Source organism: Massilimicrobiota sp. SW1139 (assembly GCF_012027715.1).
Lineage (GTDB): Bacteria > Bacillota_I > Bacilli_A > Erysipelotrichales > Coprobacillaceae > Allocoprobacillus > Allocoprobacillus merdigallinarum.
In genome coordinates, this window is record NZ_SJOR01000013.1 from 42,049 (window position 1) to 54,717 (window position 12,669).

At 30.5% G+C, this 12,669-nt stretch carries 14 protein-coding genes; 3 read left to right on the top strand and 11 right to left on the bottom strand.

All coding sequences use genetic code 11. The features are described 5' to 3' along the window. Positions 1-98: 98 nt before the first annotated feature. Positions 99-1,511, top strand: a complete 1,413-nt coding sequence (locus E0K96_RS08235; protein ID WP_168082474.1) for a uracil-xanthine permease family protein — start codon at positions 99-101, stop codon at positions 1,509-1,511. Between the two features lie 32 nt (positions 1,512-1,543). Here the strand turns inward: E0K96_RS08235 and E0K96_RS08240 are convergent, their stop codons facing one another. The 3 genes from E0K96_RS08240 to E0K96_RS08250 form a co-directional block, all read right to left on the bottom strand. After that, a complete protein-coding gene (locus E0K96_RS08240) occupies positions 1,544-3,277 on the bottom strand; it encodes a HAMP domain-containing sensor histidine kinase (RefSeq protein WP_168082476.1) in 1,734 nt (577 codons plus the stop codon). Then, on the bottom strand, positions 3,261-3,944 hold the full coding sequence (locus E0K96_RS08245; RefSeq protein WP_168082478.1) for a response regulator transcription factor: 684 nt from the start codon (positions 3,942-3,944) through the stop codon (positions 3,261-3,263). The genes E0K96_RS08240 and E0K96_RS08245 overlap by 17 nt, the downstream gene beginning before the upstream one ends. A 108-nt stretch (positions 3,945-4,052) precedes the next feature. After that, positions 4,053-4,625: a flavodoxin family protein gene (locus E0K96_RS08250; protein WP_168082480.1), complete on the bottom strand. Its 573-nt coding sequence runs from the start codon at positions 4,623-4,625 to the stop codon at positions 4,053-4,055. Positions 4,626-4,722: 97 nt separating this feature from the next. Between E0K96_RS08250 and E0K96_RS08255 the strand changes: the two genes are divergently transcribed. Further along, positions 4,723-5,613 (top strand): LysR family transcriptional regulator, encoded by an 891-nt coding sequence (locus tag E0K96_RS08255; protein WP_087296900.1) that lies wholly within the window; start codon positions 4,723-4,725, stop codon positions 5,611-5,613. A gap of 55 nt (positions 5,614-5,668) precedes the next feature. Here E0K96_RS08255 and E0K96_RS08260 read toward each other — a convergent pair whose 3' ends face one another. Continuing rightward, positions 5,669-6,415 (bottom strand): alpha/beta hydrolase, encoded by a 747-nt coding sequence (locus tag E0K96_RS08260; RefSeq protein ID WP_168082482.1) that lies wholly within the window; start codon positions 6,413-6,415, stop codon positions 5,669-5,671. 185 nt (positions 6,416-6,600) lie between these two features. Between E0K96_RS08260 and E0K96_RS08265 the strand changes: the two genes are divergently transcribed. Further along, positions 6,601-7,767: an iron-containing alcohol dehydrogenase gene (locus E0K96_RS08265; protein WP_168082484.1), complete on the top strand. Its 1,167-nt coding sequence runs from the start codon at positions 6,601-6,603 to the stop codon at positions 7,765-7,767. A gap of 30 nt (positions 7,768-7,797) precedes the next feature. Here E0K96_RS08265 and E0K96_RS08270 read toward each other — a convergent pair whose 3' ends face one another. The 7 genes from E0K96_RS08270 to E0K96_RS08300 all read right to left on the bottom strand — a co-directional run bounded on the left by E0K96_RS08270 (position 7,798) and on the right by E0K96_RS08300 (position 12,433). Next, entirely contained in the window at positions 7,798-8,598 is an 801-nt protein-coding gene (locus E0K96_RS08270) for a Cof-type HAD-IIB family hydrolase (RefSeq protein WP_168082486.1), read from the bottom strand. A gap of 13 nt (positions 8,599-8,611) precedes the next feature. After that, positions 8,612-9,199 carry a DUF1349 domain-containing protein gene (locus E0K96_RS08275; protein ID WP_168082488.1) on the bottom strand — a complete coding sequence of 196 codons (588 nt, stop codon included), beginning with the start codon at positions 9,197-9,199 and terminating at the stop codon, positions 8,612-8,614. Positions 9,200-9,284: 85 nt separating this feature from the next. Further along, positions 9,285-9,602, bottom strand: coding sequence for a hypothetical protein (locus E0K96_RS08280; RefSeq protein ID WP_168082490.1), 318 nt, complete (start codon positions 9,600-9,602; stop codon positions 9,285-9,287). A gap of 27 nt (positions 9,603-9,629) precedes the next feature. Beyond that, positions 9,630-11,069: a hypothetical protein gene (locus E0K96_RS08285; RefSeq protein WP_168082492.1), complete on the bottom strand. Its 1,440-nt coding sequence runs from the start codon at positions 11,067-11,069 to the stop codon at positions 9,630-9,632. 231 nt (positions 11,070-11,300) lie between these two features. After that, positions 11,301-11,804 carry a hypothetical protein gene (locus tag E0K96_RS12120; RefSeq protein WP_240924477.1) on the bottom strand — a complete coding sequence of 168 codons (504 nt, stop codon included), beginning with the start codon at positions 11,802-11,804 and terminating at the stop codon, positions 11,301-11,303. Further along, the gene (locus E0K96_RS12195) at positions 11,777-11,947 is read right to left on the bottom strand and encodes a helix-turn-helix transcriptional regulator (RefSeq protein ID WP_168082494.1); all 171 of its coding nucleotides are present in this window, start codon (positions 11,945-11,947) and stop codon (positions 11,777-11,779) included. Before E0K96_RS12195 ends, E0K96_RS12120 begins: the two co-directional genes overlap by 28 nt. 159 nt (positions 11,948-12,106) lie before the next feature. Beyond that, positions 12,107-12,433 carry a hypothetical protein gene (locus E0K96_RS08300; RefSeq protein WP_168082496.1) on the bottom strand — a complete coding sequence of 109 codons (327 nt, stop codon included), beginning with the start codon at positions 12,431-12,433 and terminating at the stop codon, positions 12,107-12,109. Positions 12,434-12,669 lie beyond the last annotated feature (236 nt).

Here is a 12,669-nt window from a genome sequence, read left to right on the forward strand (position 1 = left end):
ATCGAAAATATAAATGTTATAAGTCTTCACAAAAACGTGACATTTTATGACAATTTATGTTAAAATCAAGACGTTTTAATAGATGAGGAGAGGAAAAAATGAATAAAGAAGAAAATGTAACGACTGTAAGTGATGAAAATATTTATAAGCTTAATGGACGTGTTCCACTTAAAAAAGCTATTCCTTTTGGTTTACAACATGTTTTAGCTATGTTTGTCGCAAATCTTGCGCCTGTTATTATTGTTTGTGGAGCAGCTGTTGTCAGAGGTTCTGGTGAGCATTTGACATCAGCTGAAATTACTTCTATTTTACAGTGTGCTATATTTGCGGCTGGTATAGGAACATGTATGCAACTCTATCCAGTTTGGAAAATTGGTTCTAAATTACCTATTGTCATGGGAGTGAGTTTTACATTCTTAGGAAGTTTATTAGTCATATCAACAAATCCATCTTTAGGTTATGAAGGTATGATTGGCGCTGTTATTCTTGGTGGTATTTTTGAAGGGTTAGTTGGATTAAGTGCAAAATACTGGAAAAGATTTTTAACACCTGTTGTCTCAGCTTGTGTCGTGATTGCGATTGGGCTATCACTGCTATCAGTAGGAATGGATTCTTGGGGTGGTGGTTCTGGTGTTGAAGACTTTGGTGCCTGGTACCATCTTCTTGTTGGGGCCTTTACTCTTGTTGTATGTTTAATATCACATTATCGTTTAAAAGGTATTTATAAAAACTTAAATATTCTTGTTGGTTTAATTTTTGGATATTTATTATCTGTTATTTTGACAGTCACAGGAATTGCGCCAATGGTGGACTTTTCTAATATTGCGGAAACAATTCATCAAATTGGATATTTCAGTATTCCAAAATTAGTATTCTTTACAGAACATATGCCTGTCTTTGATTTAGGAGCTTTCTTTACTATTGCGATTGTCTTTTTAGTTTCAGCTGCTGAAACGACTGGCGCAACAACAGCTGTCTGTAAAGGAGCTTTAAATCGTGATATTAAAATGGAAGAACTTCAAGGTTCATTAGCTGTAGATGGATTTTCAAGTGCTATTTCTGGATGTTTTGGTTGTCTCCCTTTAACATCTTTTAGTCAAAATGTTGGTTTAGTCACAATGACACAAGTCATCAACCGTTTTACTATTTTCATGGGAGCTTTAATCCTTATACTTGCATCATTATTTCCACCTCTAGGGGCTTTCTTTCAATCATTACCTCAATCAGTCTTAGGTGGATGTACAGTGATGATGTTTGGTTCTATCATGTATGAAGGTATTAAAATGTTAAAAGATAATACTTTTGATGAACGTACAATGATCATTGTTTCACTTGCCTTTTGTATTGGGGTTGGTGTCACTCAAACTTCAGGAAATTTCTTTACATGTTTCCCATCAGTTGTTGGAGAAATCTTTAATGGAAATGCAGTTGCAGGAGTCTTTGTTGTATCATTATTATTAAGTTTAGTCTTACCTGAAAAGAAAAAGAAAAAAGGAAATGAGAATATGTAAAATGCATATTCTTGTTTCCTTTTTATATACTATCAACAATCATACTTTAAATCTGAAAAATAAAACTCTACACCAGATTCAACATTTTGAACACCATAATCATAATGATGAAGCTGTAAAATAGCCTGACATATAGCTAAACCTAAACCACTCCCCTGATGATCATGTGTCACAAAAGTATACCAGATATCTGATAAGTGTTCTTCATCAATATGTGAACCTTCATTGATGATAGAAAATCCGTGATCAATCGTTATATAAATATGTCCTTGTTCTGGAGTATGTTTTAAAGCATTGGATAAAAAATTATGTATCACTGTTTCTAATAGCTTACGATCACCTTGAATCATAGGATGTAGAACTTTGATATCCACTTGAATATGCTTTTTCATCAATAAGACTTCATATTCATCAACAATTTCCGTTACACTATTTTCTAAATCAAATTCTTCTTGATGAAGCTCTACTTTTCCAGCTTCAAGTCTTGAAAGTGACAACATGGATTGAATCAGCTGATTCAATCTTTCTGTTTCTCGATGAATGATTGATAAATATTTTTCTCTTTCTTCTTGACTTGTTGCTTCTTCAATTAATTCACTATAACCATTAATAATACCTAGGGGTGTTTTCATTTCATGCGTAAACTGATTCACAAAATCTTTTCTCAATCCTTCCAGCTTTTTAACATGTTCAATTTCCTGATTCAACTGTTCCATTGTGTTTTTTAACTGAGAAGACATACTTTGAATACTTTTCGCTAATGAACCAATTTCATCATGGGAATGGATATTGATTTCTTCATCAAACTGGTTATTTTTGATTTTTAAAGCGACTTTATCCAATTGCTTGATAGGTCTACTGATCGTCCAAGATACCAATAAAGATATGCACACAACTATGACTAGTGCTCCTAAAAACAATCCCCAATTGTCTTCAAAATACTGTTGTGCCATAAGTCTATCTATATGTGCCTGATCTTCTACTCCAATAAGGACTGCATATAAATCCTGGTCTTGGTCTTCCCAATCTGTGAGTCCTGTCATACCAATATAATAGTAATGTCCATGATAGCTTGTGTAATAGGCCATCATGTACCCATGGTGTTTAAGTTGAAGGACTTGTTCAAGATCTTTTTGTTGGCTTAAAAACAATTGAGAATCATATTGACTCTGTATTGTTTTTTCACCATCTATACAAAACTGATTAACATTTGCTGATTGGACTTGATGCTGATCCAATTGACCATAACTGTCTTCACCCCATTGAAGATAAATCAATTGTTCATCGTCTAATACATATTTGACTTCAGCTTCACCAGGAATAGAATAACGATAATCAGTTAATTTTTGCATCAGATATGTCTTTAAACTTTGTCTTTGTTGTATAGATAAATCAGCAATAGATATGTAAATTGATGTTTCATCATAAATATGAATATAATTATCTAAATATGGGCTCGGAGATAGCCAACGAACAACTTCATCATTTTGTCTGATAATGCATTGATAAAGATTGTCGTTTTCACTGATATAATCAATAGAATTTATTTTTTGAATCACTTCATCATATTCTGGATAACTATCATATTCAATACCTAATTGTTGTTGGAGGTTATCAAGATCATCAAAATCAATGATACGTTGAAGAAGATAATGATTTGTAGAATCAATTCGATTTTGAATATTCATTTTAGCAGATACAGCTAAAATCATAATAAAAGCCAACATGATCAAAAGAAAAATCTTAACACTAATCTTTGTCTTCATTTTCTTCACCATCCTTAAATAAATATCCAACCTTAAAAACTGTTTGAATATAATATTGATATTTTCCCAACTTTTTTCTTACTTTCTTGATATATGTATCTACGGCTCTCGCTTCTCCATAGTAATCATATCCCCATATAGCATCTAAAATTTGTTCTCTTTCTAATAAACGATAAGGATTTTTCGTTAAATATTCTAATAATAAATATTCTTTATGAGTGAATTCTATGTGTTGACTATCAATGTAAACTTGATGATTGGTATAATCAATCTGTAAATGATGAAAAGTTTTGATATTGGATGCTTGTGGATCTTGTCTTTTACAGATAGCTAAGCATTTTGCATACAAAATAGATGGTAAAAATGGTTTGGTTATATAATCATCCCCACCTAACTGATACGCTTGAAGCTGATTGTCTTCCTCACTTAAAGCACTTATAAAAATAATAGGACATTGATATTGATAGCGAATCTGTTGACAAACTTCATAACCATCAATACCAGGCATCATAATATCTAATAAAACAAGCTGAATTTGAGAATTCATAAGTGATAATCCCTGATGTCCATCACAGGCTTCAATAATCTGGATTTCTCGCTTTTCAAAATAAGTTTTTATGATATGCCTGATATCAAAATCATCTTCAATAAGCAATACCTGATACATACTCCCACCTTCTTTACTTTTATCATAAAAAGAACTTGTGTAAAATTTGTGTAAATCTTCTATTCTTATTTTATCATAAAAAGAAAAGACGTTTATATCAAAACGCCTTTATAAAGATAAACCTTTTTCATATGCTTCCTGTAATTTTAAAGGTGGAATATAGGGTTGATGTGATTCATCATGACAACCTCCAGCGAGAACAGATCCCAAACTTTTCCAGCCTAGTGCCTTTGTATAAAAAGAATAAAAAGATAAGGCCTGTTCAAAAGTCCAAAAATGATCATCCCCAGCACTCATCAATAAGAATGTTTCTTGATATGGATATTCATCGTTTTGAGAAATCGCATATAAACGATCAATAAAGCACTTTAATCTTCCTGAAATAGACCAGAAATAAAGGGGTGAAGCCAGTACCAATGTATCGGCCCATTCAAACATGGCATAATATTCCTGCATACTATCTTGAATGACACAGTGATGTTGATTGATCTGACAAGCACCACATCCTTGACATCCCTGTAAATTTTTTGATAATACAATTCGTTTCACTTCATGCCCAGCCTGAATAGCTCCTTTTTCAAAAGCTCTAGCCAACTGATCCGTATGTCCATTTATATTTCCACTTCCAACAACAATAAGTATTCGACGCATTCTTCTTCCCTCTTTTCCTATTTGTATCATATCACTCCCTCTCCCCTATAACAAATACTTATATTTTATATAGTTATATGCTTACTAAGCATATAGTGTTATAATATAGCTAAAGGAGTGAACAATTATGGAATTACGAGTTTTACAATATTTCCTAGCTATTGCTAGAGAGGAAACAATATCAGGAGCAGCGCAACAATTACATATCACACAACCCACTTTATCTCGTCAAATCAAAGAATTAGAAGATGAACTAGGGAAAACTTTATTTGTAAGAAGTAATAAAAAAATCACATTAACAGAAGAAGGCATGATACTCCGTCAACGTGCTGAAGAAATTGTGAATCTGGTAGATAAAACGGAACTGGAAATAATGTCTACTGATTCTCATTTAAAAGGTGAAATTTATATTGGATCTGGTGAATCTCACGCTTTAAAAATCATTACTAAAGCTATCAAAAAGATACAGGCCCAATATCCTGATATTCAATTTCATATACATAGTGGTAATGCTCCTGATGTGATAGAAAAATTAGATAATGGTTTGATTGATTTTGCATTATTGACACCCAATTCTAAGATTAATGATTATAATCATATGTTATTGCCACTTTCACATCATTGGGGTGTCCTTATGTTGAAAGATGATCCATTAGCGCAAAAAGAAAGTATTACATTTGAAGATCTTCGAGATAAACCATTGATTGTATCTAAAGAACTACAACAGATATCAGATTTGGTTGAATGGTTACATAACGATATTGAACATCTTCATATTATTTCATCCTATACTTTGTTGTATAATGCTTCATTAATGGTAGAAGATGGACTCGGATACGCTATTTGTTTTGATAAACTTATCAATACAACTGGAGATTCTTCACTTTGTTTTAGACCACTTTCTCCACATATTGAAGTTCCTTATTATTTTATATGGAAAAAATATCAAATTCTCACAAGAGCATCTCAATATTTCTTAAATATTGTTCAAGACACCATTCAAGAATTGAGTCAATAAAAACATATAGCTATAAAGAAAAAATATGTGGAGCCAATCAACAGGCTCCACATAATTATTTCCACAACACATCAAAGTACAATTGATTTTGTTTTCCCCAAGTTGCTTCATTATGTCCACCATTTCTCACTATATGTATATAACTTTGAGCCTCGCGGCGGACAATTTCATCATTAAATAACTGAATGTTTTTTAAGAAATATTGAACATTGGAAACTTCACCTGTTCCAAAACTCCAATAAACACGTGTATCTTTATTCAAATCATGATGATTCATTTCTTCTTGTAGTTGATGGATACATAAAGAAAGTGCCGGAGATAAACAGGCTGCTTTAGAAAAGAGTTGATTATAATGGATGACAGTATAAAAAGCCATTAATCCACCCATAGAACTTCCACCAATACCAGTACATTCTCTAAAAGGAATAGTACGATATTTTTGATCGATCATAGGTTTTAATTCGTTCACAACCCAATCCATATAGATTTGACCTTTTCCAGTAATAGGACCAAAAAATCCATTTTCAACATCATATGGACAATATTCATTTAATCTTTCATTTCCTTCATGATTACATTCCATTCCTACAATAATAAATGGCTTATCATAACGATCTAAAAACTCACCTAGTCCCCATGATTTTCCATAAGTTGCATCCTGATCATTAAAGAGATTATGTCCATCATACATATACATAACAGGATATCTTTCATCACTATTATGATAATTTTGAGGTAAATAGATATGCATAGTACGCCACGATTCAAGTGGCTGTATATAAACATTCAATTTTTCTATCATGAATAAACACCTCCTATCATATAGGTTTATTTTAATTTTTTTCCATCTCTATGTCCAATACTTTCCAAGTATGATGAAAAATACTTTTTAACTATACTCAAAAAGCATAACTATCCATTGATTATAGGTATTTGATATATCATTATTCTTTTCATATAATAATGATAGCTAAAGGAGGAATAAAAATGTTAGGAAATTTTGAATTTTGCAATCCAACAAAACTGTATTTTGGAGATGAATCATTAAAATATTTAAATACTGAATTACCAAAATATGGTTCTCGTATTTTACTCATTTATGGTGGTGGTTCTATTAAGAAAAATGGAATTTATGATGAAGTCATCACTATTTTAAAAGACAATAACAAAGACGTTTTTGAAGTTTCAGGAGTTATGCCTAATCCAACTATTGATAAACTTTATGAAGGTGTACAAATCGCTAGAGACAATCAAATTGATTTTATTTTAGCTGTTGGTGGAGGTTCTGTTTGTGACTATGCCAAAGCTGTTTCTGTATCTATCCATTGTGATGAAGATCCTTGGGATAAATATTATTTAAGAATGGAAGAACCAACATGTCAAATCGTTCCTGTCGGTTGTGTTTTAACTATGGTTGGTACTGGTTCAGAAATGAATGGTGGTGCTGTTATTACAAATCCAAAACAGAAATTAAAGATTGGTCATGTTTTCGGTGACAATGTGATGCCTAAATTTTCTATTTTGAATCCAAAATATACTTTAACTTTACCACATTATCAGATGGTTGCTGGTTTCTATGATATTATGAATCATATCTGTGAACAGTATTTCTCTGGTGATGATGATAATACAAGTGATTATATCAGTGAAGGTCTAATGAAATCATTGATTCATTCTAGTCGTATTGCGATTAAAGATCCTCAAAACTATGAAGCAAGAAGCAACATCATGTGGATTGCCACTTGGGCATTAAATACATTAATTGCGAAAGGGAAATCTACTGACTGGATGGTGCATATGTTAGGTCAAGCTGTTGGAGCTTATACAGATGCCACTCATGGTATGACATTAGCTGCCGTTTCATTACCATATTATCGCTATATTATGCCTTATGGATTAGATAAATTTGTCAGATTTGCGACAAATGTATGGAATGTCAATCCAGAAGGAAAATCAAAAGAAGACATTGCGAAAGCTGGACTTGATGCAATGGAAGAATGGATGAAAGAATTAGGGCTTGTCATGAATATCACTGATTTAGGTGTTACTGAAGATATGTTAGAAGGTCTTGCAAGATCAACAATTGTTCTTGAAGGTGGTTATAAAGTTCTTAATCATGATGAAATCATTCAAATCTTTAAAAAAAGTATGTAAAAACATGAGAAAAATCTCATGTTTTTTCTTTTATAAAATATAGTTTTCTAAAAATACTGCAATACCATCTTCATTATTAGATGTTGTTATATATTGCGCAATGTCTTTAATTTTTGGATTTGCATTTGCCATGGCCACTCCAATATAATCTCTTATCATTTCATAATCATTGAGTTCATCACCAAATGTTAAAATGCAATCTGTAGATAAGTTTAATTCTTGGCACATTTTTTCAATACCTTTTGATTTAGAAAGTTCAGGATTTAAAAATTCAAATAATATCGGTGTTGATTGCACTCCTCGATAATGTGGATGGTCAATATGATGATAATGTTGACTGATCTTTTGAATTTCTTCTTTATCAGCCATGAAAATCATCTTTTCTATTTGTTTATGATAATACGGTGTTAAGCCATCTACAACCAATGGTAATTGATTCTTTCTCGCAATCTCAATCGCAAAATGATCTTCTTTTAAAACATGGAAGGACTCCTGATCATAGATGCCTGCATTAAAATCAAATTCTTGAAATGCTTCTAGTATAACAGGAATAAACTTTCCATCCAACAAATAACAAGATGACATCTTTTGTGTTCTCATATCTAAATAACATCCACCATTAAATCCCATAATCACATCCACATAAGGTTCAATTTCCCACTTTTTAATGAGATGTTTGACTGCAAATGGTGTTCTTCCTGTTGCAATCCCAAATAAAATCTGTTTGTCTTTAAGTTTTTTGATAGCTTCAATTGTTTGAGGTGTCACCATTCCCTGGTCATTCAATAATGTTCCATCTATATCCACAAGTACCAATTCAATATCTTTCATACCATTTTCCTCCTCATTGATGTTTTTGCCATTGACATTCTATCATTTCCATATGAGAGAATACAGCATCAAAAGATGAGTTTTCTGGTGAACATGCATAAATACCAAACTCAATTTCATCTGTCCCTTCCCACATATGACAAATACGCATCTGCTTAAAATGCACGCCATCAGTTGAACATTCAATACAATAATCTGATTCTCTTCGACTCAAACGATACCACATAGAATGAATAGAAGCATCAATGTCTGTTGTGGCCCAATCTGAATAACCATGATTCGTTACAACACTCCCTAGTCTTTGAAACTCTTCATTTTCATATTCAATAGAAGCTTTTAACCAGTTATCACTATTTAAATACATGACAACACCACATTGATCAAATCTTCTTTTACTATTAAATTCAGTTTTTACAATAAATGAAAAATATTTTTCACTTGTTTTCATCTGTAATACAGGAGCATTATCATTTCTAAAACCATAGTATGTTCTTTGCCATAAATCTGTTTCAGGTTCTGTTGTTATGATAATCTTCTGATCTTGAATATCATATTTTTGAGGTTTCCTAGTCCATTCTAATTTGTTAAAATCAAATTCCATTATTTACCATATCCCTTCATTAACTTTATCTAATATATACACTAAATTTATTATATATAGAAAGAGATGACAATGCCACCTCTTTCTATTGATTATTATCTATACGTAATATGTTTCTTCTATTTACAAGAGCTTTTCTATCTTCAGAAATATTTATTTTACACTCTCCATTTAGTCTTTCTTCTTCAGCTTCTAAGACACTTACACGTAAATCTAGTAACTGTTCTTTTCTTTCAGATACTTCTATATTTATAAAAACAGCATCTACTTTTTCATTAATAGCGTTGTCCATCATTTGAACAATCTCTTTTATAGAATATCCTTGATTCCCTTTCATTCTATCTTTTTCCACTTCCAGAAGTTCTTTTTGAAGTTTCAACATCTTTTCTTGATAATTTTTCATGATTATCAGATCTCCTTTTTATTTTTATTAAAAACCAAATACTTTTCTTCTCAATTCTTTATTAGCAATCAATCCTAAATATCCTCTTAATTTCAATCTTGCGCTATTCCATTTTTTATCTTTAGACATGAGTGTCCAATCATTATTAAGGTATTCTTTATTTTCTGATTCAAATATGACTTCTCCTATTTTATAAAATTTTTCATTATAAATCATATCTTCAAATATTTTCCATAATATCAGATATCTTTGATCATTTATGTTTTCAATACTTTCTTCAAAAAAATCAGAAAATACATAAATTTGGTAATAATTATTTTCAGCATAAACAAGCATGTCCATAATCCATGAAAGTGGATTTTCTATATCTATCGAGTTTTGCATATAATGATTATACATTTCTTTTAATTGCAAAAACCAATTTTGTAGATAAGATGGTATTTGTTGAAATTGACTTTCTTTCCAAAAATAAATCATATTCTCTGGATAAATATCAAAGAAATCTGATAATTCTCTAGCAGAAACAGAACACATCATATCTTTCATTCCAGAAATAATAACACTATTATAATGATCTAATAACTGATATATTTCAAAAAAATCAATGTCATAAACTTCTGATATAGACAAAAGTGCTAAATAAGGAGAATTCATCCATATTAATGATACTACAAAATGAAACAAGCTTTTCTCTTTTGGATAATCTTCATCATGATGATTTATAAAGTGATTTATCATATGAATCAATCTTTGGATTTGTTGTTTTTCTGTTTCTGTACTATTGTCTTTAAAACTTTGAACTGCTTCTTTATTTTTTTGTGAAAAAAATATCAGTCTATCAACAAACTTCTGATTCTCTTCATCTACATCTTCCCTCATATTATTAATTCCATATTTTAATGCTCGCATTTCTAACCATGGTACAAACGGATCATATTCATAACCAAATCCTCTATATCTTTTCAAATATGTATCATAATCATTTTCATCACTTTTTATTAAATTCCATACTTTAATAAAATCCCAGTTTTTCCAGGCATAATTTTCATTAAACAATGAATTAATCCAGGCAATACAATCTCTTTCTTCATTTATTAATGGATCGCCATTTTCAAGAATAACAAAATCACCATCACTGTATAAACTTTCTAATACATATGCTGATTCCATGACAAAATTAAAAAAACTCCATCCTACTTTACGTGAATAAACATGACCAGTCTTCCCATTAAAACCAGAGTTTTCCCATAATGAGTCTTCAAAATAATTATAGATAAAATCAATATTTTGATATTTATCATATTTTACTGGATTGATTGTGATGATCTTTTTACCAAATAATGACTGTATTTGTTGTTCCATCATACCTCCTTGACGAAACAATGTTATCAATCTTTCTTTAAATTCTTCTTGCTTTTCTTTTGGTATACCTCGACTTTTATCAACAATATTAATACATGTGCCCATAGGCTATCTCCTTTCATATATGATATATAAAATTATAGCATAGAGCAAATTATTTTTATATGCTAAAAGCAATTTTTTATAATAAATATCTTCTCTTGATTTCATAAAATCCTATAACAACAAAAAAAGAGTCTTCATATATCTATGAAACTCCTCAAATAGCATACTATCAATCTATTCCATATACATTTTATTGATAAAATAACAGTCATTATTATTGTTACATAAAAGCTACCACCATTTTCCTTTTTTTATTCTTCCAATTATCAGTATTACCATAAAAAAGAGTATTATTAAACCTATACCAATCCATAATGGTGAAAACACCCATATCCATGGCCAGTTAATATAGTTTGTCAGTTTTAAAGTAATGAATACTAATGTCAATGCACTAGAAAATCCCATTCCAGTATTCTCTATAACCTTATTATTTTTTCTTTTCCATACAGTCAGTTTTAATGACCAACCTAGCATCAGTAAAAATAAACCGATTGATATGATAATGATAGATGGTGTCTTATCTAACGCCATCAATACTGGAATAAAAAATATGACTATGCTTATACTCATTATGATTGAAGAAATAATGAGTATAATGCTATACATTTTATTCTCTTCAATAACATTTGTTAATACTTTATCTGTTTTCTCAATAATATGTTCTGTTTCAATTCTTTCTCCATTGAATAATTCAGTTAGGGTTATACCTAATATCGAACATAATGGAACGAACAATGAAGGATCAGGTAGATTTCTGCCCTTTCCCAGTTCCCCACAGTTCTATCAGATACATTTAATTTTTCTGCCAATTCTTTTTGGGTTAAACTATTTTCTTTCCTTAATTCAGCAATAAATCTTCCTATTTTTTCTTGATCCATAATACCATTCTCCCTTCATATTTATTATAATGTGATATAAAAATAATGAACAGGAAACATTTCAAGGGTTAGGATACTTTTAGAAAAAAATCATGACATCATAATTTTTCTTGTGTTATCTTTTATATTCTTTTTTTACATGCAAACTTTTCATTCTCATTATCGTCTTTTTAAATATTTTTTTAAAATAACACTTTCATAGATAGCTATGACTATGACTATTCCTGGCATGACTGTCAAAATAACAAGAAAGAAACAGATTAACTTGTCATGAATCATCAATCCTTCAAAAATGAAAACCATACCATAAATCAACATCAAACGTGATGTTGCATGATTATATGATCGAATATTCGTTATCTGATCTATTCTTGGCGGATTTGAATTGTTATATATAGTTACAGGTTTTTTAGAAAAATAATAATAGATTGATACACAAATCATCATAAAACCAATAGCAATGGCTACACCTCTTTCTACTGACATAAATATTCCTCCTATTTACAGTTCTGTCTTTAATAATATTATGACATTTTCAATCAATAATCACAATCTATATAGGGCATCACATAAAAAATATGATGGTGTATCTCATTATTTTTGTGTCTTAATTTTATTTTTTAGTCTATATACTACTTCATATCATTGTATAAAAAATAGATAGTCTAAGAAGTCACGGGGTTTCCCAAAACGAATAAGTTTTACGGGAAATCTCTTTTTTT